The following is a 22,114-nucleotide window of genomic DNA, read 5'->3' as shown; positions in this document are numbered from 1 at the left end:
CGGCCGGACGCTCAGTCCGGGTCGGCCGGATTGGCCGCGATGTCGATCTCCAGCTGCCGGCACGTTTCCCGCAGCGCGGGGACGAGTCCGGCGTCGAACACTTTTCGGAAGCGGGTGGCGGGAGTGGCGACGCTGAGCGCGCCCACCACGTGCCCGTGCCGGTTGTGCAGGGCGATGCCGAGGGCGCTCACACCATCCTCCGTGCCTTCGAAATTGGCGGCGAAGCCGTTGTTGCGGATGGATTCCAGTTCGCGCAGGAACGCAGGATACTCCGCCGCCGGAATGGTGTCCCCGCCGATCTCGGCATTGTTGCTGCGGAAGAGCTGGTCGATCATCGGCGGTTCCAGCTCGGCGAGCATGGCCTTGCCGCCGGAGGTTTTATTGGCAGGCATCACCGTCCCCTGACGGTCACCCACCCGCAAGACGTTGTTTCCCTCCACAGTGGCCAGGAAGCGCACTTTCGTCCCCACCCGCACCATAAGGTTGACGGTCTCGTTGAGTCGCGCGGAGAGCAGTTCCATGTGCGGCTGGGAGAGCGAGCGGAGGAGCCTGGTCCAGCTCAGCCCGGCCGGCCCGACGCCCATGGCCGGGCCGGGCACGTACCGGCGGTTTTCATCCTGCACGGCGAAGCCCCGGTAGACCAGCATGGCCAGGAGGCGGTGGGCGGTGGACGGGGCCACCCCCAGTTCCTCGGCGGCATCCTTGAGCCGTAGCGCCCCGCCGTCGCGGAGCAGCTGCAGGAGCTGCAACGCGTTGTCCACTGCCTCGATGGAGTAGGTGGGCCGCTTCTGGATGGGCTTCCGGGCTGATGCGGGCGGGGGCTTGTTCTGCACATCAGAATTCTATTGTGGTTCACCTGCGGCGGCTAGGACAGTTAGTGGCATGAATCACACACCTCCCGCTGCAGCGCCGCAACGGTCATCGCCGGGGGCCTCAGCCCCCACCACCGCCGATGGGCCTGCATCGCGGTTCTCCAAGGGCTCGGCAGCCGCCGTGCTTGTCTGCTGGCTGCTGGTGGTCTTCGACGGCTACGACCTCATCGTCTACGGCACCGTCCAGTCCTCGCTGATCTCCGAGACCGGCTGGGGCCTGAACAAGGCCACCGCCGGAACCATCGGTTCCATGGCTTTCCTCGGGATGATGATCGGAGCGATCTTCGCCGGCCGCATGGCCGACTCGTGGGGCCGCCGCCGGACCATCCTGGGCTGCGCCGTCATCTTCTCGGTCTTCACCGTCCTCTGCGCCTTCGCACCCAACGCCGCCGTCTTCGGCGCCCTGCGGCTCCTCGCCGGCATCGGACTTGGCGGACTGGTGCCCTCCGCGAACGCCCTTGTCGCCGAACTGGTCCCCACCAAATGGCGGTCCACCATCGCCACCCTGATGATGTCCGGTGTCCCGATCGGCGGGTCCATTGCCGCCCTTGTCGGCATCCAGCTGATCCCGGCCTTCGGCTGGGAGTCCATGTTCCTCGTGGCAGGCCTGGCCCTGGTGATCGTGGTGCCGCTGGGACTCAAGTACCTGCCGGAGACCCTGGCCCCGGTGAGTTCCGCAGACAAGGCCGCCCGCAAGGCGGCCGGCAAGGCCAGCACCATCAAGGAGCCGTCCGGCTTCTCCTCCCTGCTCCGTGCCCCGTACCTGGGGGTCAGCATGCTGTTCGCCCTGGCGACGATCGCCACCCTGTTCGCCTGGTACGGGCTGGGCACCTGGCTGCCGAACCTCATGCAGCTGGCCGGTTACAACCTGGGTTCCGCCCTGACCTTTGCCCTCGCCCTCAACCTGGGTGCGGTGGCCGGCTCGGTGATCACGGCCTGGGCCGGGACCCGGTTCGGTCCGGTGCCGACCGCGATCGCCGCGGCCGCCGTCGCCGCCGTCGCGCTGATGGTCCTGGTCACCGGACCGTCAGTCACGGTCGTGTACCTCATGCTGGTCCTGGCCGGCGTCGGAACGCACGGCACGCAGTGCCTCATCATCGCCGCCGTCGCAAGCCACTATCCCGGACATCTGCGGGGAACCGCGCTGGGATGGGCGCTGGGGACGGGCCGCATCGGCGCCGTCGCCGCACCCCAGGTGGGCGGCCTGCTGCTGGCCGCCGGGCTGGGCGTCAATTCCAATTTCCTCGCCTTCGCCGGTGCAGCCGCCATCGCCGCGGTCCTGCTGGCCGCCGTCGGCCTCAAACTCAAGTCAAAATCCTCAATCTCCCCCTCCCTCTCAACAACAGGAGCAAGCAATGTCTGAGCACGTCCAGTCCACCGGTGCAGAGTCCACCGATGTCCTCGTCATCGGAGGGGGAATGGCCGGACTGGCCGGAGCCCTCGCACTGCGGGAAAACGGCGCCAACGTCACCCTCGTGGAGCGGGCTCCCGAATTCGGCGAGGTCGGCGCCGGGCTGCAGATGGCCCCCAACGCCTCCCGCGTCCTGAAGCGCTGGGGCCTGCTGGAAAAGGCACTGGAAATCGGTGTCCAGCCCAAGCACCTGGTCTTCCGCGACGCCGTCTCCGGCGAGGAGCTGACGCGCCAGACCCTCAACGGTGAGTTCACGGACCGCTACGGCGCGCCGTACGTCGTGATCCACCGCAGCGACCTGCACCGGGTCCTTCTCGAAGGCTGCGAGGCGGCGGGCGTCAAGCTTGTCAACGACGTCATGGTGGAGAGTGTCGAAACCGTGAACGGCCGCGGCGTGGCCCACACCGCGGCCGGTGTGGACTACGAGGCCGACGTCGTGATCGGCGCCGACGGACTCAAGTCCACCCTGCGTCCGCTCGTGGCCAACGACGAGCCCGTCTCCTCGGCCTACGTCGCCTACCGCGGCACCGTGCCGATCACCGAGGACACCCCCAAGGCTGACCTCGAGGACGTCATTGTCTACCTCGGCCCGGACTGCCACCTCGTCCAGTACCCGCTGCGCAAGGGCGAGCTGCTGAACACCGTTGCCGTCTTCAAGAGCCCCTCCTTCGAACGCGGCGAGGAGCAGTACGGCGGAGTGGACGAGCTCGAGGCTGCGTACAAGGACTGCGTCCCGGCCGTTCAGGAAGCACTCAAGAACCTGGCCACCGGCATCCGCTGGCCCATGTACGACCGCGACCCGATCGAAAACTGGGTCGCCGGCCGGATGGTGCTGATGGGCGACGCCGCGCACCCGATGCTCCAGTACCTCGCCCAGGGCGCCTGCCAGGCGCTCGAGGACGCCGCAGCGCTGCAGGATGTCAGCAACGGCACCGTCTTCACCGCCGACGGCGTGCACCCGGAAGCCTGGGACGCCGCGATCAAGGAGTTCAACACCAACCGTGCCGGCCGCACCGCACGGGTCCAGCGCACCGCCCGCGTCTGGGGCGAATCCTGGCACGTCTCCGGGCTGGCCCGGACGCTGCGCAACCTGCTCTTCAAGAGCCGGAAGGACAACGACTTCCAGTACAACGACTGGCTGTACGGCCAGGACGGCGACGGCGTCCCGGCCGTCCGCGCGGCCCACTCCGGCCTGGCGGACAAGGTTCCCGCCTGAGCCGGCCTGCGCGACGGCGGCGCCAGCCAGCCAGCGATTCGGCAGGCGGCGCCGGGCTAAGGCGGCATCCGGGCTTATTTGGGGGAGTCCAGAATCCGCCCGCCGCGCAGGACCGTCACCAGCTCGAAGCCCGGGTCAACGGCGATGAGGTCGGCGCGCATTCCGGGGCGGAGGCTTCCGATTTCGGTTTCCAGGCCCAGGACACGGGCCGGGACCAGGGTTGCTGCCAGGACGGCGTCGGCAGGGCTCACCCCGGCGGCAATCGTGGAGCGGACAACCTGCAGCAGGGTCGCCGTGCCCCCGGCCAGGGCGCCGTTGCTTCTCAAGGTGGCGACGCCGTCGTGCACCACCACGTCGGAGGGGCCCAGATCGTAGTCGCCGTCGGGCAGTCCGGTTGCCGCCATGGAGTCCGTCACCAGCGCGATGTTTCCGGCGCCGACCAGGTCGAACACCATCCGGACCGTCTCCGGATCGAGGTGGACGCCGTCGGCGATGAGCTCGACGGCGACCGTCCCCGCAGCGGCCAGCCGCAGGCAGGCCGCCGCGGGCCCCGGGCTGCGGTGATGCAGCGGCGGCATGCCATTGAACAAGTGGGTCACCGTCGGCCGGGCCTGCGGCCCGAAAACCCCAGCCCGCGCCGCGGTGCCCACGAACGCTGCGGCCTCGGTCAATGAGGCCGCCGCCGTCCGCGAATCGGCGTCGGTGTGGCCCAGCGAGGGCGCGACACCGTGCTCCGCGAGTCTCCGGACCAGCTCGCCGGCGCCCGGAAGCTCCGGGGCGTAGGTCATCGTTTTCAGCGCACCGCCGGCGGCCGCCAGCATCTCCCCGAGAAGGCCCGGATCCGGGTCCCGGAGCCAGAGCGGATTCTGCGCACCGCAGCGCGTGTGGGAGAGGAAAGGGCCTTCGGCATGGATCCCCGCGATGAGACCCTCGGCGGCCAGGACATTGAGGACGCCGAGCGACCGCAGCAGCTCATCGGCCGAGGCGGTGACGAGACTGGCCAGCAGGGTGGTGGTCCCTTGGCGGTGCAGAAAGTCCGCTGCCTCCCGGCAAGTTTTGTCGTCGCCCGTCGGGAATCCGCCGCCCGCCGCGCCGTGGCAGTGGAGGTCGACAAGCCCGGGCAGCAGGGAACTGCCGGGCGGCAGCGGGAGCTCCCTTGCTCCGGGGAACTGCGCGGGATCGTAGCTGCGTCCGGGTCCCGCGTAGGCGATGCGGCCACCCGTCACCGCCACGACCGAGTCCGCGGCACTTTCGCCGTCGCTGAGGAGGGCGCCGCGCAGGACGTAGGCAGGAGCGGCGTTGCGGGATTCCGGCATCTGAAGAGTTCTCAGGCCAGCAGGGTGAGGACGGCGATCCGGTAACCCTCGGCCGATTCGATGAGCTGGTAACAGAACCGCTCGGAGGCCCGGCCGTCGAAGGACCAGGTGACGTCCGCCCAGACGGTGCCCGGTCCCTCGCCCATGATGGCGATGTGCGTCCGGACGTCGGCCACCCCGGCGTACTGGCCGAACGCCGACGCGAAGAACTCCTCGGTCTGGCGGGAGTCGCTGACCGGGATCGACGTACCGGGAAACAGGATGAGGGACGGCACCGCATACAGCCCCGCGATCGCTTTGGCGTCGCGCGCCAGGAGCGCAGCGGCGTACCGCTCGAAGAACCCATCCACCTTCTGCTGCGTCTCAGTCATGGCATCAGCCTACAAATCCTTGGCGTCCGGTGCACCGGCTTCTTGAAAGGGGTCCCGCCCGCGGGTAAATCGGCCCTACCCGCATGCTGGCGGCCGGGCCGATAATCAGGGGTATCCACCCCGTGCAGACTATGGAGGCGATCGACGTGTCGGTTTATACGCTGGGAATCTGGCTGGTACACCCCGGCCGCGAGAATGATTTCGTGCAGGCGTGGCGGGACCTGGCCCGCAAAACCCAGGAAGACTTCCCGCACACGCAGGCCGTGTTGATGCATGACCGCGACGTCCGGAACCGGTTCATCAGCACCGGTCCCTGGGAGTCGCTGGAACAGGCTGAAGCGTGGCGGGCGTCCGAGGTGTTCAAGCAGAGTATGGAGGGCATGAGCGGGATGCTGGAGCATTTCGAGGCGCGCACCCTGGACGAGGCCGCCAGCATCGGCCGGGACTAGCCCCCGCTTCCTGAATCCGCGGCGGCCAGCGCGTTGAGGACGGCGGGCAGGAGGACTTCTTCCCGGCCCCAGACCGGGTCGAAGACCTCCACATACCAGGACTCGGCCAGCAACAGGGCGAGGGTTTCGTTGGCCTCCTCGGTCCAGTCGCGGAGCTGCTCCTCGCTGACGGGGACCTCACTGCTGCCGAGAACCGTCACCACGGCGTCGTCCCGCAAAGTCACGGGGATGGAGGCCTGGCTGGCCTCTCCGGGAGCATGCGCCACGGTCACAAGATCGGTCCGGCCGGACAGTTCCAGAAGCGCCGACGCCGACTCCGCACTGCAGAAACCCGTCACGTAGGCGCGCTGCGCGTGTCCCTCGGCGAGCACGCCGGGCTGCGATTCCTTGGTGAAGAGACCGCTCCGGCTCAACTCCGCGAGCCGGCCGGCGATGGCCCGGGTTTCTGCGTCGAAGCCGGGGGCGAAGGTCCCCGGCTGGTATTCGCTGCGCCCTTCCAGCCAGCGCGCGGTGAGCTCGCCGGCCGCGGGGATGGTGCCCGCCTGCCGCCAGACTTCACGGTCTGCCAGGAGCCGCCCGAAGCCGTCCCTCTCGGTGGTGTATCTGTCCTCAGCCATCTCTGCACGCTACGCCTTTCGCGCGGTGGCCGCCCGCAGGGGTACACAACCCTTAACAATGGGCACGGCGGAAAGTCCCCGCCCGTGACCCTTGCGCGTGACTTCCCGCTACAGTTCAAGGAGAAGCCAGCCTCAAGGCCGCCGCTAATCTGCGGCGGAGAAGTACCCGGGAGTCATCAGTGCGGCACGGATCCAAGCCCACCATCCGCGACGTCGCGGAGGCGGCAGGCGTGTCCCTGACCACCGTGTCCTACGTGCTCTCCGGCCGGTCCGGCGGGAACACCCGGATCAGCCAGCCCACGCAGGACCGCGTCCATGCCGCGGCCCGCGACCTCGGCTATGTGCCCAACGGGGCCGCCCGCGGGATGCGGCGCGGACGCACCGACGTCGTCGCCTTGGCCATCACCGACCTCGACGATTCCGGGGACCGGGAGCTGGCCACCGCCGCTGCCCGGATCCTGCCCCGGCACGGCTACCAGCCGGTCGTCCTGGTCGGCGACAGCTGGCGTCCGTTTATGCTCTCGGGCGGCGCCGACGGCGTCATTCTCGGCTCCCGCCCGGCCGGGCGCACCGCCGCCGATATCGAGGCGATGACGGAACTCGTGGACCGCGGCGTGGCCCAGCTGGTGGTTTCGGACACCCGGCCGCCGGACGGCGTCGACGCGTTGCCGCCGGGAACCAGCACGACGGCGGATGCCCTCGCCGAGCGGGCGGTGGCCCGGCTGATCGCCCGGCTGCGCGGCGGCGGGCACGACAACCAAGGCATGCCCCCAGGACTTGGGTCCGGGGATTCCTGAACGCTGCTCCGGCAATAACAGCTGGTCAAACCCGCCCTTGTGCTTCCAACTGAAAACGTTTACAGTTGTCGAATTCCGGCGTGACTGGGTTCACAACCGGCGCCTCATCCCGGCAAAGAATGGCCGGACCAGCAGACCCGGCCGACTCAAAGGAGAGGGCATCCGTGGCAAACATCCATGACGTGGCAAAGCTTGCCGGCGTGTCGATCGCCAGCGTCTCACGCATGCTCGCCGGGGAAAACGTCCGCAGTGCTGAGGCGATCAGGCGGGCCATCACAGATCTCGGCTACCGGCCCAACGCCAGTGCCCGCGGGCTGCGCCTGGGCAAGCATCACAGCATTGCCGTGATTGTCCCCGACATCTCGAACCCTTACTTCGCCGCACTGGTCCGCGGCATTGAGGAACGGGTCATGACGCAGGGATTCCGAATCGTCGTGGCCAGCAGCGATGAGCAGTTCAGCGCGGAGTCGGAACTCCTGGGCAACCTCATCGACGCCGTCGACGCCGTCGCGATTGTGCCGGCCGAAGAAGGCGACCGAACCCGCAGGATGCTGGCGGACCTCAACAAGCCGGTGGTGCTGATCGACCGGACCGTAGGTGATGAGCCGGGTTTCGACCTGGTCCATGTCGACAACGCCAGCGGGGCCAAAGCTGCTGCGGACTATCTCCTGTCCCTGGGGCACCGCAGATTCGGCATCATCAGCGGACGCCAGGACACCGTTCCCGGACGGGTCCGCCATCAGGTCTTCCTGCAGACCTTGGCCGATGCCGGCATCCAGGTCCCGGCCGAAGCCGTGAAGATCGGCGAATTCAGCCGTGACTTCGGCCGTCGCGCCGCCCAGGAGCTGATCGACAATCCCACCGGAATCACGGCACTGTTCGTGGGCAACAACACCATGGCCCAAGGTGCCCTGCTCTCCCTACACGCCGCCGGGGTGTCAATCCCCGGGCAGCTCTCCTTCCTCTGTTTCGACGACTTCGACCTGGCGGAACTGCTCCCGGCGCCCGTCACTGTGATCTCGCGGCCCGCCATCGCCGAGGGCCACGCCGCCGCGGACCTGCTGCTCGAGCGGATTGAACGATTCGGCAGTCCCAATCAGCCCCCTCTGGAGCACAAAGTACTCCCGGTGAGCCTGACAATCCGGCAGTCCTGCTCCGCTCCCGCCTCCAACTAACGCTCCCAACTGATCACATCACTAAGGAATCCCATGACAACAACTGCGCCCGGAAACGGGAACGTACTGGTGATCGGCAGCATCACCTGCGACCTGACCAGCTTCAGCGACCGCCTCCCGCAGCCGGGGGAAACCGTCCTCGGCAACGCCTTCACCATGGTCCTCGGCGGTAAGGGCGCCAACCAGGCGCTGGCGGCGTCACGCGCCGGCAGCCAGGTATCCCTGATCGGAAGCGTGGGCAACGACGGCTTCAGCGAACTGGTCCTCGGGACCCTGGCCGAGGAGAACATCGACACTACAGGCGTGATGCGCACGGAAGGCCCCACCGGAATCGCCCACATCCGGGTGGACGCTTCGGCGGAAAACGACATCGTGATGATCCCGCTCGCCAACTCCCGGCTGAGCCCGGCCCACATCAGGGAATCCCTGGACCTGTCCGCACGTCCCGCCGAAGTCGCACTAATTCAGCTGGAGATCCCGCACGAATCGGCGCTGGAGGCGGCACGCGTGTGCAAAGCCCGCGGCATCATCGTCATTCTGGACCCCGCCCCGGCTCCGGCGGCTGCCCTTGACGAGGACTTCTGGCCCCACGTGGACATCGTCACTCCGAACGAGACCGAAGCACGCCTCATCACCGGAATCGAGGTAACCGATCACGAATCAGCCACCGCGGCGGGTCGCTGGTTCACCGACCGCGGCGTGCAGCGTGCCGTCATCACCCTGGCCGGCGCCGGCGCGGTCGTCGTTGAGCGGACGTCCGCAGACAGCACCGCCGTGACCCTGCAGGAACCGTTCCGTGTCACCGCGGTGGACACAACGGCCGCGGGCGATGCCTTCGCCGGGGTGCTTGGCAGCGCGCTGGCCGAAGGCTTGGACTGGGAAGAGTCCCTGCGGCGCGCTATGGCTGGCGGCGCGCTGGCTGTCACCGTTGCCGGTGCCAGCCCCAGCCTCCCGCAGCGTGAAGCCATTGACGCGTTCCTCGCCGGGCAGGCCGCCACGGCCCGCTAGCCGCGGAAGAGCCACCCACCACCCCATCCCTCTACAACGCAGTGGAGCAACTATGCGCAAAAACAGCGGTACCCTCAACGCATCCCTCGCCCGGGTCATCTCGGAACTGGGCCATACCGACGAACTCGTCGTGACCGACGCCGGCCTGCCGATCCCGGCCGGCGTGGAACGGATCGACCTGGCCCTGACAGCCAACGTCCCGCGGTTCCTGGAGTGCCTGGACGTCGTCCTGGCCGAAGTGGAGGCGGAAGGAGCCATCGCGGCATCGGAGATTGCCGAACACAGCCCGGAACTCCTCGAGGCCCTCAAGGACCGGCTCGGCAGCCACGGCATCCCCCTGCAACTGGTCCCGCATACGGAATTCAAACAGCGGACCAGGAACTCCCGGGCCGCAGTCCGCTCCGGCGAATTCACCCCCTACGCCAACGTGATCCTCGTGGCCGGGGTGGTGTACTGACATGACAGTCACCCTCAGCGGCATCACCAAGTCCTTCGGCCCCAACCGGGTGCTCCGCGGTGTCGACCTCAGCATCGAACCCGGCGAAATTGTGTCCCTCGTGGGCGAAAACGGGGCCGGAAAATCCACCCTGACCCGCATCATCGCCGGGGCCTACCAGCCCGATTCCGGTGAGATCTCCATCGACGGCGAGGCGCGGAAGTTCAGCGGCCCGCAGGACGCCATGGGCGCCGGCATCCAGGTCATCTACCAAGAGCTGAAGAACAACCTGTTCCCGCAACTGGACGTCGCCTCGAACATCTTCGCCCACGACGGCACCGGCGAGTTCGGCAGGCTCTTCGTCAACAAGGACAAGATGCATGCCCGCGCCGCCGAGCTCCTGAGCCAGGTGGGGATCGACGTCGACACCCGGCTTCCTGTGGGAAAACTCAGCTTCGGCCAGCAGCAGCTCGTGCAGCTGGCCCGCTGCCTCAACCACTCGGTCAAGCTGCTCATCCTCGATGAGCCGACGGCCGCCCTTGACGACCGCGAATCGGAGCTCCTGTTCGCCCAGGTGCGCAAGATCCAGGCTGCCGGCGTGGCCGTGATCTACATCAGCCACCGGCTCCCCGAAGTCTTCGCACTGTCCGACCGCATCGTCGTGATGCGCGATGGCCGCGTATCGAAGACCGGAACCGCCGCCGAACTGACCGAAGCCGCCGTCGTGTCCGCCATGGTGGGCGGCGAGGTGGAGAACTTCTACCCCAAGGAACACCACGCCACGGACCGTGTCCGGCTGGACGTCCAGAACCTGGAATCGGCCGGCGTTAACGGAGTTTCCTTCCAGGTCCGGGCCGGGGAAGTCCTCGGGATCGGCGGCGTGATGGGCAGCGGCAAAGGCGAGGTCCTGCGCGCACTTTTCGGACTGGACGATGCTGCCGGTTCCGTCAGTGTCGACGGCAAACCGCTGACCCTGAAGTCGCCCCGGCATGCCATCGGCGCCGGCGTGGCCTACTTGACCCCGGACCGCCAGGCGGAGGGCCTCACGCTGGCGCAGCCCATCTCGCACAACGAATCCCTGGCCACCCTTGGCGCCATCACCCGGAACGGGATTGTGGCCCTGAAACGCGAGCGGGACCGGTGCCAGGAGATTTCCACCCGGCTCAGCGTCAAATGCAACAGCATTGACGACGCCGTCGGGACCCTCTCCGGCGGCAACCAGCAGAAGGTCCTCCTGGCCCGCTGTCTGTTGAGCAACCCCGCGATCCTGCTGATGGAGGAACCCACGCGCGGCGTAGATGTGGGTGCGAAGGCGGAGATCTATTCCATCATCAACGACGTCGCCGCCCAGGGCGTGGCCGTCGTCCTTGTCTCGTCTGACCTGCCCGAACTAGTCGAAATGTCGGACCGGGTGCTGGTCATGCGCGGAGGCAGCATCAACGCTGAGCTGACCTCCGGCGCCCTGACCCAGCAGTCCGTCCTGGAACACGCAATGGAGACCGTATCCCGATGAAAAAAATATCCCTCTTCAGTGACCAGCTGCGCGCGGTGTGGATGCTGGCCTTCGTGGCTATAGCGCTTGTCTTCGCCACACCGCTGTTCCTGCAGCCGTCCAACATGCTCAACGTCCTGCTCACTGCCGCCGTCGTCGCCCTGATCGCCGCGGGGCAGACATACGTGATCATCCTCGCCGAGATCGACCTGTCCGTCGGAGCGGTCCTCGGCTTCAGCGCAATCACCACCGCCAGCGTGATCAGCCAATACGGTGTGGTAGCCGGGCTCGCCGCAGGCCTCGCGGTCGGCGCGCTGGCGGGCCTGGTCAACGGTGTGCTGGTCACCAAAGCCAAAATGCCTTCGTTCATCGCCACGCTGGCAACAATGTCCATCTTCGCCGGACTGACGCTGCAGTTCTCCCAGGGCAACCCCGTGAAGGTGACCAACGAGGCGTTCCTGGCGCTGGGCCAGGGCAACCTGCTGGGCATTCCCACGCCGATCTGGATCATGCTGGTCCTAGGTGTACTGTTCGGCTACATCCTGGCCCGAACACGGTACGGCCGTGAGCTCTACGCCACGGGCGACAACGCCGACGCCGCGCGGCTCGCCGGCATCAGCACCGACCGGGTCAAGATCCTGGCCTTCATGATTTCGGGCGTCCTCGCCGCGACCGCCGGGTTCATCCTCACCGCACGTCTCGGCACGGCCCAGCCCACCGCCGGTACCGGCCTTGAGCTCGCTGCCATTGCTGCCGTGATCATCGGCGGGACCAGCCTTGCCGGCGGCCGCGGAGCGCTTCTGGGCACCCTGGTCGGCGCGGTCCTGCTGGCCATGATCGACAACGGGCTCAACCTGCTCAACGTCTCCCCGTTCCTGCAGAGCGTCGTCAAGGGCGCCGTGATCCTGCTGGCCGTGTTTGTGGACCGGAACTCCGGGGTCCTGATGCGCGTCTTCCGGTCAGGGAGGCCCGCCGAGGCAACCCCCACGACGGCGCCCGCAACCGGTCCCGGCGCGCCGGCTCCCCTCCTTCCGAAGGTCGCCATGATCTCCGTGGTGGGCCTCCTGGTGGTCGGCGCAGGCGTCACCACGGCCGTACGCTCCACGGACGACGGAAGCGCGGGCGCTCAGCAGAAATCGGCCACTTTGGTCATCTCGACGCTGAACAACCCGTTCTTCGTCTCCGTCGGCGACGGCGCCAAGGACCAGGCCGCGAAACTGGGCGTGAACCTGGATGTCCAGAACGCCAACAACAACGACACGGCCGCGCTGAACCAGGCCACCACCGCGCTCGTGAAGAAGCCCGGAGTGCTGCTGCTTGACCCGACCTCGAGCGAAGCCGGCGGATCGATCACCGTTAAGGCCAACCAGGCAAACGTCCCCGTCGTCGCCTTCGACCGGGTGCCCGATCAGGGCAAACTGGCCGCCTTCATCGGCTATGACGCCGTCCAGGCGGGCAAGAACGGCGCCAAAGCCCTCTGCGAAGCGGTCGGCGGCACGGGCAAAGTGGCCGAGCTGCAGGGCCTCCTCGGCACCAGCGTTGCACGGGACCGGTCCGAAGGGTTCAAGGCCGGAATGAAGGAATGCCCGGGCGTGCAGGTTGTCGCCGTGCAGTCCGCAGATTTCGACCGCGGCAAGGCCCTCGATGTCACCACCAACATCCTCCAGGCCAACCCGGGCATCACCGGGATCTACGGCGCCAACGATGAAATGGCGCTCGGCGCTGTGGCCGCCGTCAAGTCACGGGGGCTGCTCGCCACAATCAAGATCGTCGGAAACGACGGAATCGGTGACGCCCTGGCCGCCGTGAAGAGCGGAGAGATGTACGCCACGAACGCCGAGTCCCCGTTCGCGCTCGGCCAGGAAGTCGCCAAGATCGGCCACGCCGTTGCCAGCGGCGACAAAGTCGAAGAGTCCCGGGTGCTCCAGGGCAAGCTCGTCACCGGCAGCGGCGTCGACGAGTTTTGCTCCTACCTGCGGGGCATCGGCGACACGGCCACCTGCAAGTAGCCCCTCTACCTCCAAGGAGAACCATGACTGAACTGAATGCGGCCGGCCTGGCCGGGATCGTGGACCACACCTTCCTGCTATCCACGGGCACCAGGGCCGAGGCCGAGCAGGCGGCCGCCGAAGCCGCCCGTCTGGGAGCCTGGTCGGTCTGCGTCTCCCCGTCGATGCTGCCGCTGGCCGGCATTGGCACGGGAACCCGGATTACGGCGGTCTGCGGCTTCCCGTCGGGCAAACACCACAGCAGCGTCAAGGCTGCCGAAGCCCGCGACGCAGTGCATAACGGTGCCGACGAGATCGATATGGTCATCGACGTCGGAGCGGTCCGGGCCGGTGATTACGACGCCGTCGAACGGGACATCAGCGCCGTCCGCGAGGCCGTGTCGTCGCCGACCGTGCTCAAGGTCATCCTGGAGACCGCGGCGCTGACGGATGAGCAGATCGTGCGGTGCTGTGCCGCCGCTGAAAGCAGCGGAGCCGACTTCGTCAAGACCTCGACGGGCTTCCACGCGGACGGCGGAGCCACCGTCCACGCAGTCGAACTGATGGCACGCACGGTGGGTCCACGCCTTGGCGTCAAGGCATCCGGCGGCATCCGGGATTGGGCTGCAGCGCAGGCGATGATCGCGGCAGGCGCCACCCGGCTGGGGCTGTCCGGCACCGCGGACGTCCTCAGCGGCGGACGCAGCACCGGGTACTAAGCCGAAGCGCAGGGGGCGGCCAGCCCCCTGCTTTCGGCGGCGGGCTTCCCGTCAGCGCGCCCTTTACGCCCTGACGGGTAGAATCGAGGGTGCAGGATGGACCCGCTGCCACTTCCGGCCGGTACCCCTGCCACGGTATTCCCTTCCGGCGCGGTGTGGCGCCTCATCCCTTGCCGACGTCGCCCTGGCTCCTGCTCAACACCGAAGCCGCGGTGCGCCTTCCCGAGTCTGAACGGAGCCAGCGATGGCCACCATAACCGCCCCGGCCCTGGCCCCGGAGCAGCTGCAATCGGTCCGCGGCACCCTGAGGTCCCCGCGCCGGCTCAAGACCGAGGTCCTTGGCGGGCTGGTCGTCGCGCTGGCGCTCATCCCGGAGGCCATCGCCTTCTCGATCATTGCCGGCGTCGACCCCCGCATCGGGCTGTTCGCCTCCTTCACGATGGCCGTGACGATCGCCTTCGTCGGCGGCCGTCCTGCGATGATTTCGGCGGCCACCGGCGCCGTAGCCCTGGTGATTGCCCCGCTGGTGAAATCCCACGGCCTGGACTACCTCGTCGCCGCCGTGATCCTGGCCGGCGTCTTCCAGATCGTCCTGGGGCTCTCCGGGGTGGCAAAGCTGATGCGCTTCATTCCCCGCTCTGTGATGGTGGGCTTCGTCAACGCCCTGGCCATCCTGATTTTTATGTCCCAGGTCCCCGAACTGCTCGGCGTCCCCTGGCTGGTCTATCCGCTCACCGCGGCCGGCCTGCTGATCGTCTTCGGCCTGCCGAAGCTGACTAAGGCTGTGCCCGCGCCGCTCGTCGCCATCGTCGCCCTGACCCTTGTCACGGTCCTGGCCGCCGTCGCGGTCCCCACGGTGGGGGACAAGGGCGCGCTGCCGGACTCGCTGCCCTCGCTGTTCGTGCCCAACGTGCCGTTCACGCTCGAAACACTGCAGATCATCTTCCCGTTCGCCCTGGCCATGGCGTTCGTGGGGCTGCTGGAATCGCTCATGACCGCCAAGCTCGTGGACGACATCACGGACACCCGTTCCCCCAAGACCCGCGAGGCCTGGGGCCAGGGCGTCGCGAACATCGTCACCGGCTTCTTCGGCGGCATGGGCGGCTGCGCGATGATCGGCCAGACCATGATCAACGTCAAGGCCTCCGGCGCACGCACCCGGATCTCAACCTTCCTGGCCGGCGTCTTCCTGCTCATCCTGGTGGTGGCCCTCGGCGACATCGTGTCCCTCATCCCGATGGGCGCCCTGGTGGCCGTGATGATCTTTGTTTCCGTGGCCACGTTCGACTGGCACAGCATCCGGCCATCAACCCTGAAGGCACTGCCCAAGAGCGAAACCCTGGTGATGGTCTCCACCGTGGTGGTCACGGTGGCCACGCACAACCTGGCCATCGGCGTCGGCGTCGGCGTGCTGGTGGCAATGGTGATGTTCGCCCGCCGCGTGGCGCACTTCGTCACCGTGGACCGCACCGTGACAGAGGTTGACGGGGTTCCGGTGGCCACCTACAAGGTGGACGGCGAACTCTTCTTCGCCTCCTCCAACGACCTCTACACCCAGTTCGAATACGCCCTGGATCCCGAGCGCGTGGTCATCGACATGCACACCAGCCACCTCTGGGACGCCTCCACTATCGCCGCGCTGGACGCCATCACCGAGAAATACCGCCGCCACGGCAAGGCTGTGGACGTCGTGGGCCTCAACGACGCCAGCCTCCTCATGCGCGAACGCCTGGCCGGAAAGCTCGGCGCCGGCGAGTAAGCCGCGGTGCGTGTTGCGGGCGGAAGGACTACGCTCGGGAGCATGGCCGAGACCTGGGATCCGGGCCAGGTGGGAGTCCTTGAACTCCCGTCCGGCCGGCTAATCCGGGGCCGCGGGCTGATCAGGCCGCTTCCGGCCGGCCCGCGGCCCGAGTTTGGCCTGTACCTGCTGGGAAGCCGTCCGGCGCCGGTGACCTGGGAATCCCGCTGGGTCCGCTGGCGGGATTTCGGCCTGCCGGCCGACGACGCCGACACCCTGGACGCCCTTCTGGAAGCCTGGCGCCGAGCCGAGTCCGAACGGGTTGAAGTCGCCTGCTGGGGCGGCCGCGGACGGACCGGCACCGCGCTGGCGTGCCTGGCCGTCCTCGACGGCGTTCCGCCCGCGGAGGCTGTGGCTTTCGTGCGCGCCCACTATCGCCGGGGCGCCAGCGAGACCCCGTGGCAGCGGAAGTACGTCGCCCGGTTCCAGAAGCCGGACGCCTGACGCGCCCTCCCACTTCAGGGCACGCCCCTTGCTCCGGGCCTTGCAGGCGCCGTCCGGTTCCGGAATTAGGTAACACAATTGGGTCTTTTTGCATGCCGGGGAGGGGCCTACCGTGGACACACGGAGCCGCCCAGCCCGGGTGGCCGGATCACGGAGGAATATCCCATGACGACGCACGTAGCCGACTGCAGTGTGACCAATTGCTCCTTCAACGACCACTCCAACTGCAACGCCGCCGCCATCACCGTCGGCGGGGCCGAGGACCATGCCTCCTGCGCCACGTTCATCGATATCGGCGTGCACGGCGGGCTGCCCAAGGTGCTGGCCGACGTTGGCGCCTGCCAGCGCTCCGAATGCACTCACAACGACCACCTGATGTGCAAGGCCACCGAGGTGCATGTGGGTCCGGGCGTCGACAACGCCGACTGCCTTACCTACGCCCACAGGTAAAACGTCCGTCCTGATCCGCAGGCGGCATTGACCCCTTTCTCTCCGGTAATCTTTTTCGACAGGAATTAAGTCACACAAGTTTGACGTTAAGGCTAACCTAAGTAAGGGTTAGCTTAGTCGATGCTACTTACGTCAAACAAAGGATTCTTCTGTGGCGCCCGTCATCCCCGCGGATTTTCACCCCCTGCCTCCCGGCACCCAGGCCGCACCCGGTTCGCCAGCCCAGCTGCTGCACAGTGCCACCGCCCACCTCTTCAACGCCCGCAATGTTGACGGCTACACGGCCCAGGTGCTCAAGGGTGTCGTGGCAGTGGCCGACAAAGTCTCCCAGTGCACCCGGCCTTTCACCGGGGCCACGCCCGCCGAGCTGAAGAACCGCGTCGACGCCGTGGACCTCGGCACCCCGCTGCCGGATACCGCAGCTGCCCTTGACGAACTGGAGGGCGTCTACCTCCGGGATGCCGTCTACTTCCACGACGCCAAGTACGCGGCGCACCTGAACTGCCCCGTCGTGATCCCCGCCCTCGTGGCCGAGGCCGTCCTGTCCGCGGTGAATTCCTCCTTGGACACCTGGGACCAGAGCGCGGGCGCCACCATGATCGAGCGCAGGCTCATCTCGTGGGCTGCCGGGCAGCTCGGGCTGGGCGACTCCGCCGACGGGGTGTTCACCTCGGGCGGGAGCCAGTCCAATTTCCAGGCCCTCCTGCTGGCCCGGAACCAGGCCGTGGAATGGCTGAAGCTGGACCCGGAAAATGACGGGCTCCGGCTGCCGTCCCTCCTGGAGAAGCTGCGGATCTTCACCTCGGCGGACAGCCACTTCAGCATCCGGAAGTCGGCGTCCATGCTGGGACTGGGGTACGACGCCGTCGTGTCTGTTCCCTGCGGACCGGACCACCGGATGGATCCCGTGGCGCTGGCCGGGGAACTGGCGCGCGCCCGGAACGAGGGCCTCGTGCCCATGGCGGTGGTGGCCACGGCCGGCACCACCGACTTCGGGGCGGTCGATCCCCTCGACGAGCTGGCCGCGGCGGCGCGCGCGCATGGTGTCTGGCTGCACGTCGACGCTGCTTACGGCGGCGGGCTCATGGTGTCCGGGCGGCACCGGCACCTGCTGGACGGGATCCACCGGGCGGATTCGGTCACCGTCGACTTCCACAAGACCTTCTTTCAGCCGGTCAGCTCCAGCGCGCTGCTGGTCCGTGACGCGGCCACGCTCCGGCACGTGACCTATCACGCCGACTACCTGAACCCGGCCGCCGCCGTCGACCGCCCCAACCAGGTGGACAAGAGCATCCAGACCACGCGCCGTTTCGACGCCCTGAAGCTCTGGCTGACGCTGCGGATCATGGGCGCCGACGCGCTGGGGGCGCTTTTCGACGAGGCCATCGACCTGGCGTCGCGCGTGGGCGGGATCCTGGCCTCGGATCCGGACTTTGAGCTCGCCGCAGCGCCGCAACTCAGCACGCTCGTGTTCCGGTACCGCCCCCTGCAACCGGACGGCAGCCGCCTGGCCGAAGACACGGCGGACCGCCTCAACCAGGACATCCGCTCCGCCGTCTTCGCCTCCGGCGAGGCCGTGGTGGCCGGGACCACCGTGGCCGGCCGGCACTACTTGAAGTTCACCCTGCTGAACGCCGAGGCCCGCGTGGAGGACATCCGCAGCATCATCGACCTGCTCCGGACCACCGGGGCATCGTTGCTCGAGGACGCGGAGGTGTCCGCATGAACGCGGGAAACCAGCGCGTCCACGACTTCGCCGCGATCGGCGTCGGGCCGTTCAACCTGGGCCTCGCGGCGCTGAGCGAGCCCGTCGACGGGCTGGACGGCGTCTTCCTGGAACGCCGGAACTCCTTCGACTGGCACCCGGGCATGATGCTGGAGCCGGCGCACCTGCAGGTTCCGTTTATGGCCGACCTGGTCACCCTGGCGGACCCGACGTCGCCGTACTCGTTCCTGAACTTCCTCAAGCAGACCGGACGGCTCTACCGGTTCTACATCCGGGAGAACTTCTATCCGCTGCGCGCCGAGTACAACCAGTACTGCCAGTGGGTGGCCGGCCAGCTGGATTCCGTCCGGTTTGGTACGGACGTCCGGGAGATCAGTTTCGACGACGGCGTGTACCGGTTTGCGCTGGAAGGCCCGGACGGGCCGGAGGTGCTGCACGCCCGGCGGCTGGTGCTGGGCACCGGCACCTCGCCCTACGTGCCGGCGGCCTGCGACGGCATTATGGACGCCGGCGGACTGGTCCTCCACAACGCCGAGTACCTGCCGCGGAAGAGCGAACTGCAGCAGCAGCGGAGCATCACGATCGTCGGCAGCGGCCAGAGCGCCGCCGAAATCTACTATGAGCTGCTGCAGGAGATCGACGTCCACGGCTACCGGCTGAACTGGGTTACCCGCTCCGGCCGGTTCTTCCCTCTCGAGTACACCAAACTGACCCTCGAAATGACATCGCCCGAATACGTGGACTACTTCCACGCGCTCCCGCAGGAACAGCGCGACCGCCTGGTCAAGAGCCAGAAAAACCTCTACAAGGGCATCAATTCCGAGCTCATCGACGCCATTTACGACCTCCTGTATGCCAAGAGCCTCCAGGGCATCGTGGACACCCGGCTGCTGACGCACTCGGCTCTCACCGGCGCCTCCTGGGACCCGGCAACGGGCTCCCACACCCTGCAGCTGCGGCACGAGGAGCAGGGCGCCGGCTACTCGCTGGACACCGACGCCGTGGTGCTCGCCACCGGGTACGGCTACCGCGAGCCGGAGTTCCTCGCCGGTGTGCAGGACCGCATCGCCCGGGACAGCCGCGGCAGGTTCGCCGTCGAGCGCAACTACAGCACCGGCGTCGAACCCGGCGAGATCTTCGTCCAGAACGCCGAACTGCACACCCACGGCTTCGTTACGCCGGACCTGGGCATGGCCGCCTACCGCAACTCCTGCATCCTGCGCGAGATCACCGGCCGCGAGGTCTACCCGGTGGAACAAAGCATCGCGTTCCAGCAGTTCGGAACCCGGGAGCCCGCCGGGTTCCCGGGCGGCGACCGCCGTGCTGGCGACCGTGAGCCGGCAGGTGCGAACGCATGAGTTTCACCTTCCGCTGCTTCGATCCCGACGCCGACGCGCCCCTCCTCCACAGCTGGGTAGCCCGGCCTTACGCGTCCTTCTGGGGGATGCAGTCCGCCACCGTGCAGGACCTCGCGGAGGAGTACGCGAAGATCCAGTCCACCGGCCACCACCATGCGCTGCTGGGGCTCGACGGCGGCGTCCCCGCCTTCCTGATGGAGGAGTACCTCCCGCCGCTGTCGCCGCTGGCCGGTGTGTACGCCACGCAGCCCGGCGATATCGGGATGCACTTGCTGGTCGGCCCGCCGGAAGGGCAGGTCCGCACCGGCTTCACCACCCGGGTGATGGAGGCGGTGCTGGACCGGCTGTTCGCCGACCCGGGTGTGGAGCGCGTGGTGGTGGAGCCTGACGTCCGGAACCACAAAATCCACGTCCTCAACGCGCGGCTGGGCTTCCAGCCTGCCGGGGAGGTGGTCCTGCCGGACAAGACTGCCCTGCTCAGCTTCTGTACCCGGGAGGCCTTCCACACTGCCCGCGCCGACCTCCATTCATCCCCGATCCGCCAGGGAGCCCCGCTATGACCGCCGCCGCACTTGAATCCGTCCTCACGGCCGGCAACGCCACCGTCCACCTGACCCCCGAACGCTGGGCCGCCGCCAACCGGCACGTGCTCCGCAAGGCCCTCGCCGAGTTCTCGCACGAACGGATCCTCACGCCGGAACGTCTGGGACCAGATCCCCTCAACGCAGAGCTGGACCGCTACCGCGTCACCAGCGACGACGGCTCCGTCGAGTACCGGTTTTCGGCCCGGAAGCTGGAGCTTGACCACTGGTCCATCGCGGACATGTCCATCCGCCGCCTCGAGGCCGGGGCATATCCCGATATGTCCGCGCCAGAGGCCGAAGAATGGGCATGTCCCCCGGGGGAGGCAGCGGAGCTCGATGCCCTGCGCTTCATAACCGAGTTCCGGGACACCCTGGGGATCCGTGAGGAGATGCTCCCGGTCTACCTCGAGGAAATCAGCAGCACGCTCTCCAGCCACGCCTACAAGCAGTGGACGGGCCAGCCCTCCTCCGCCGAACTGGCGGCCGGCGTGACCGGCGGGGCGGACGCCGCCATTGACTTCCAAGCCATCGAACGGAGCATGACCGAAGGGCATCCCTGCTTTGTGGCCAACAACGGTCGGCTGGGCTTTGGCATCGTGGACTACCGCTCCTTCGCGCCGGAGGCCGGCGCCCCCGTGCAGGTCGAGTGGATTGCGGTGCACCGGAACCAGGCCGTCTTCACATCCGCCGCGGGCCTCAGCTACCGGAACCACCTCGACGCCGAGCTGGGGGCGTCCGCCGTCGCGTCCTTCGACGCCGAGCTGGGAGTCCGGGGCCTGGACCCGGCGGACTATTTCCTGATGCCGGTGCACCCGTGGCAGTGGGACAACAAGCTGACCGTGACGTTCGCGGCCGAAATAGCGCAGCAGCGCATTGTCCATCTGGGGATCGGCGCGGACAGCTACCAGGCCCAGCAGTCCATCCGGACGTTCTTCAACACGGTGTCGCCGGAGAAGTGCTACGTCAAGACGGCCATGTCCGTGCTGAACATGGGCTTTATGCGGGGGCTGTCGCCGCAGTACATGAAAGCCACCCCGGCCATCAACGACTGGCTCCGCGACCTGATCCACGGCGACCCCGCACTGCAGAAACGCCGGCTGGCGCTCATCCGCGAAGTGGCTGCCATCGGTTATCACAACGGCTACTACGAGGCCGGGTCGGCGAAGGGCTCACCGTACCGGAAGATGCTGTCCGCGCTGTGGCGGGAAAGCCCCGTGCCGCTCCTGGAGGACGGGCAGCAACTGGCCACCATGGCGTCCCTGCTCCACGTCGACGCCGCGGGCAAGCCGATGGTGTCCGCGCTGATCGAGCGGTCCGGACTGGCGCCCGCGGAGTGGCTGCGCCGGTACTTCGAGGCGTATCTCGTCCCGCTGGTCCACTGCCTCTACGCCTACGAGCTGGCGTTTATGCCGCACGGCGAAAACGTCATCCTGATTCTGGAGGACGGCGTCCCGGTCAGCGCCGTCATGAAGGACATCGCTGAGGAGATCGTGGTGATGGGTGACCGGCTGGAGCTGCCCGACGATGTCGCCAGGATCAAGGCCGAGATCCCCGACGAGGAGAAAGTCCTGGCCATTTTCACCGACGTCTTCGACTGCATCTTCCGGTTCCTCAGCGCGTTGCTGGAGGAAGACGGGAAGCTCAGCGGTGATGAATTCTGGCGGACCGCCGCGGCCGTCCTCCGGGAGTACCAGGCCGAGCATCCCGAGCTCGCGGAGCAGTTTGCCCGGCATGAGCTGTTCGCCACGGATTTCCCGTTGTCCTGCCTCAACCGGCTGCAGCTGCGCAACAACCAGCAGATGCTGGACCTGGCCGACCCCTCCGGCGGACTGCAGATGGCCGGCCGGCTGCGGAACCCCCTGGCGCGGTTCGCCTGAGCAGGGCAGG

The 22,114-nt window shown here is 67.7% G+C and carries 21 protein-coding genes; 17 read left to right on the top strand and 4 right to left on the bottom strand.

Features of this window, described 5'->3' with window-relative positions:
* Positions 1-11: 11 nt before the first annotated feature.
* A complete protein-coding gene (locus tag FS787_RS09750; RefSeq protein WP_144672235.1) occupies positions 12-833 on the bottom strand; it encodes an IclR family transcriptional regulator in 822 nt (273 codons plus the stop codon).
* Between the two features lie 49 nt (positions 834-882).
* Between FS787_RS09750 and FS787_RS09745 the strand changes: the two genes are divergently transcribed.
* Positions 883-2,235: an aromatic acid/H+ symport family MFS transporter gene (locus FS787_RS09745; RefSeq protein ID WP_144672234.1), complete on the top strand. Its 1,353-nt coding sequence runs from the start codon at positions 883-885 to the stop codon at positions 2,233-2,235.
* Entirely contained in the window at positions 2,228-3,499 is a 1,272-nt protein-coding gene (locus FS787_RS09740; RefSeq protein ID WP_144672233.1) for an FAD-dependent oxidoreductase, read from the top strand. The genes FS787_RS09745 and FS787_RS09740 overlap by 8 nt, the downstream gene beginning before the upstream one ends.
* A gap of 74 nt (positions 3,500-3,573) precedes the next feature.
* Here FS787_RS09740 and nagA read toward each other — a convergent pair whose 3' ends face one another.
* Entirely contained in the window at positions 3,574-4,815 is a 1,242-nt protein-coding gene (nagA, locus tag FS787_RS09735) for an N-acetylglucosamine-6-phosphate deacetylase (RefSeq protein WP_144672232.1), read from the bottom strand.
* An 11-nt stretch (positions 4,816-4,826) separates the two neighbouring features.
* On the bottom strand, positions 4,827-5,186 hold the full coding sequence (locus FS787_RS09730; protein WP_144672231.1) for a hypothetical protein: 360 nt from the start codon (positions 5,184-5,186) through the stop codon (positions 4,827-4,829).
* Between the two features lie 131 nt (positions 5,187-5,317).
* Between FS787_RS09730 and FS787_RS09725 the strand changes: the two genes are divergently transcribed.
* Positions 5,318-5,635 carry an antibiotic biosynthesis monooxygenase gene (locus tag FS787_RS09725; protein ID WP_144672510.1) on the top strand — a complete coding sequence of 106 codons (318 nt, stop codon included), beginning with the start codon at positions 5,318-5,320 and terminating at the stop codon, positions 5,633-5,635.
* Here the strand turns inward: FS787_RS09725 and FS787_RS09720 are convergent.
* Positions 5,632-6,252: a DUF6919 domain-containing protein gene (locus tag FS787_RS09720; RefSeq protein WP_144672230.1), complete on the bottom strand. Its 621-nt coding sequence runs from the start codon at positions 6,250-6,252 to the stop codon at positions 5,632-5,634. The two genes, FS787_RS09725 and FS787_RS09720, sit on opposite strands and share 4 nt — an antisense overlap.
* Before the next feature lie 179 nt (positions 6,253-6,431).
* On the opposite strand from FS787_RS09720, the gene FS787_RS09715 reads away from it, so the two are divergent.
* The 14 genes from FS787_RS09715 (at position 6,432) to FS787_RS09650 (ending at position 22,104) form a co-directional block, all read left to right on the top strand.
* A complete protein-coding gene (locus FS787_RS09715) occupies positions 6,432-7,049 on the top strand; it encodes a LacI family DNA-binding transcriptional regulator (protein ID WP_144672229.1) in 618 nt (205 codons plus the stop codon).
* Between the two features lie 164 nt (positions 7,050-7,213).
* A complete protein-coding gene (locus FS787_RS09710; protein ID WP_186329151.1) occupies positions 7,214-8,224 on the top strand; it encodes a LacI family DNA-binding transcriptional regulator in 1,011 nt (336 codons plus the stop codon).
* A 33-nt stretch (positions 8,225-8,257) separates the two neighbouring features.
* Positions 8,258-9,232, top strand: coding sequence for a ribokinase (locus FS787_RS09705; RefSeq protein ID WP_144672227.1), 975 nt, complete (start codon positions 8,258-8,260; stop codon positions 9,230-9,232).
* A gap of 52 nt (positions 9,233-9,284) precedes the next feature.
* Positions 9,285-9,689, top strand: a complete 405-nt coding sequence (rbsD, locus tag FS787_RS09700) for a D-ribose pyranase (protein WP_144672226.1) — start codon at positions 9,285-9,287, stop codon at positions 9,687-9,689.
* A 1-nt stretch (position 9,690) separates the two neighbouring features.
* On the top strand, positions 9,691-11,181 hold the full coding sequence (locus tag FS787_RS09695) for a sugar ABC transporter ATP-binding protein (protein WP_144672225.1): 1,491 nt from the start codon (positions 9,691-9,693) through the stop codon (positions 11,179-11,181).
* The gene (locus FS787_RS09690; RefSeq protein ID WP_144672224.1) at positions 11,178-13,169 is read left to right on the top strand and encodes a substrate-binding domain-containing protein; all 1,992 of its coding nucleotides are present in this window, start codon (positions 11,178-11,180) and stop codon (positions 13,167-13,169) included. The genes FS787_RS09695 and FS787_RS09690 overlap by 4 nt, the downstream gene beginning before the upstream one ends.
* A 23-nt stretch (positions 13,170-13,192) precedes the next feature.
* Positions 13,193-13,867: a deoxyribose-phosphate aldolase gene (gene deoC, locus FS787_RS09685; protein WP_144672223.1), complete on the top strand. Its 675-nt coding sequence runs from the start codon at positions 13,193-13,195 to the stop codon at positions 13,865-13,867.
* Positions 13,868-14,111: 244 nt separating this feature from the next.
* A complete protein-coding gene (locus FS787_RS09680; RefSeq protein ID WP_260982489.1) occupies positions 14,112-15,626 on the top strand; it encodes a SulP family inorganic anion transporter in 1,515 nt (504 codons plus the stop codon).
* A gap of 42 nt (positions 15,627-15,668) precedes the next feature.
* Positions 15,669-16,109, top strand: a complete 441-nt coding sequence (locus FS787_RS09675; RefSeq protein ID WP_144672222.1) for a protein-tyrosine phosphatase family protein — start codon at positions 15,669-15,671, stop codon at positions 16,107-16,109.
* A gap of 165 nt (positions 16,110-16,274) precedes the next feature.
* Positions 16,275-16,559, top strand: a complete 285-nt coding sequence (locus tag FS787_RS09670) for a DUF1540 domain-containing protein (RefSeq protein WP_144672221.1) — start codon at positions 16,275-16,277, stop codon at positions 16,557-16,559.
* Positions 16,560-16,710: 151 nt separating this feature from the next.
* Positions 16,711-18,285: an aspartate aminotransferase family protein gene (locus tag FS787_RS09665; RefSeq protein WP_313959650.1), complete on the top strand. Its 1,575-nt coding sequence runs from the start codon at positions 16,711-16,713 to the stop codon at positions 18,283-18,285.
* The gene (locus FS787_RS09660) at positions 18,282-19,643 is read left to right on the top strand and encodes a lysine N(6)-hydroxylase/L-ornithine N(5)-oxygenase family protein (RefSeq protein ID WP_144672220.1); all 1,362 of its coding nucleotides are present in this window, start codon (positions 18,282-18,284) and stop codon (positions 19,641-19,643) included. Before FS787_RS09665 ends, FS787_RS09660 begins: the two co-directional genes overlap by 4 nt.
* Positions 19,640-20,203 carry a GNAT family N-acetyltransferase gene (locus FS787_RS09655; RefSeq protein ID WP_144672219.1) on the top strand — a complete coding sequence of 188 codons (564 nt, stop codon included), beginning with the start codon at positions 19,640-19,642 and terminating at the stop codon, positions 20,201-20,203. Before FS787_RS09660 ends, FS787_RS09655 begins: the two co-directional genes overlap by 4 nt.
* The gene (locus tag FS787_RS09650) at positions 20,200-22,104 is read left to right on the top strand and encodes an IucA/IucC family siderophore biosynthesis protein (protein ID WP_144672218.1); all 1,905 of its coding nucleotides are present in this window, start codon (positions 20,200-20,202) and stop codon (positions 22,102-22,104) included. Before FS787_RS09655 ends, FS787_RS09650 begins: the two co-directional genes overlap by 4 nt.
* Positions 22,105-22,114: the final 10 nt, after the last annotated feature.

The organism is Arthrobacter sp. U41, from assembly GCF_007679325.1.
In the GTDB taxonomy this organism is placed as follows: domain Bacteria; phylum Actinomycetota; class Actinomycetes; order Actinomycetales; family Micrococcaceae; genus Arthrobacter.
The sequence above is the reverse complement of the archived record's forward strand: the minus strand, read 5'-3'. Positions and strand labels throughout refer to the sequence as shown.

Coding starts and splice junctions, on each gene's coding strand:
- FS787_RS09745 (WP_144672234.1), top strand. CDS start 883: ATGAATCACACACCTCCCGCTGCAGCGCCGCAACGGTCATCGCCGGGG.
- rbsD (WP_144672226.1), top strand. CDS start 9,285: ATGCGCAAAAACAGCGGTACCCTCAACGCATCCCTCGCCCGGGTCATC.
- FS787_RS09725 (WP_144672510.1), top strand. CDS start 5,318: ATGGAGGCGATCGACGTGTCGGTTTATACGCTGGGAATCTGGCTGGTA.
- deoC (WP_144672223.1), top strand. CDS start 13,193: ATGACTGAACTGAATGCGGCCGGCCTGGCCGGGATCGTGGACCACACC.
- FS787_RS09660 (WP_144672220.1), top strand. CDS start 18,282: ATGAACGCGGGAAACCAGCGCGTCCACGACTTCGCCGCGATCGGCGTC.
- FS787_RS09720 (WP_144672230.1), bottom strand. CDS start 6,252: ATGGCTGAGGACAGATACACCACCGAGAGGGACGGCTTCGGGCGGCTC.
- FS787_RS09655 (WP_144672219.1), top strand. CDS start 19,640: ATGAGTTTCACCTTCCGCTGCTTCGATCCCGACGCCGACGCGCCCCTC.
- FS787_RS09690 (WP_144672224.1), top strand. CDS start 11,178: ATGAAAAAAATATCCCTCTTCAGTGACCAGCTGCGCGCGGTGTGGATG.
- FS787_RS09730 (WP_144672231.1), bottom strand. CDS start 5,186: ATGACTGAGACGCAGCAGAAGGTGGATGGGTTCTTCGAGCGGTACGCC.
- FS787_RS09705 (WP_144672227.1), top strand. CDS start 8,258: ATGACAACAACTGCGCCCGGAAACGGGAACGTACTGGTGATCGGCAGC.
- nagA (WP_144672232.1), bottom strand. CDS start 4,815: ATGCCGGAATCCCGCAACGCCGCTCCTGCCTACGTCCTGCGCGGCGCC.
- FS787_RS09670 (WP_144672221.1), top strand. CDS start 16,275: ATGACGACGCACGTAGCCGACTGCAGTGTGACCAATTGCTCCTTCAAC.
- FS787_RS09675 (WP_144672222.1), top strand. CDS start 15,669: ATGGCCGAGACCTGGGATCCGGGCCAGGTGGGAGTCCTTGAACTCCCG.
- FS787_RS09650 (WP_144672218.1), top strand. CDS start 20,200: ATGACCGCCGCCGCACTTGAATCCGTCCTCACGGCCGGCAACGCCACC.
- FS787_RS09695 (WP_144672225.1), top strand. CDS start 9,691: ATGACAGTCACCCTCAGCGGCATCACCAAGTCCTTCGGCCCCAACCGG.
- FS787_RS09740 (WP_144672233.1), top strand. CDS start 2,228: ATGTCTGAGCACGTCCAGTCCACCGGTGCAGAGTCCACCGATGTCCTC.
- FS787_RS09680 (WP_260982489.1), top strand. CDS start 14,112: ATGGCCACCATAACCGCCCCGGCCCTGGCCCCGGAGCAGCTGCAATCG.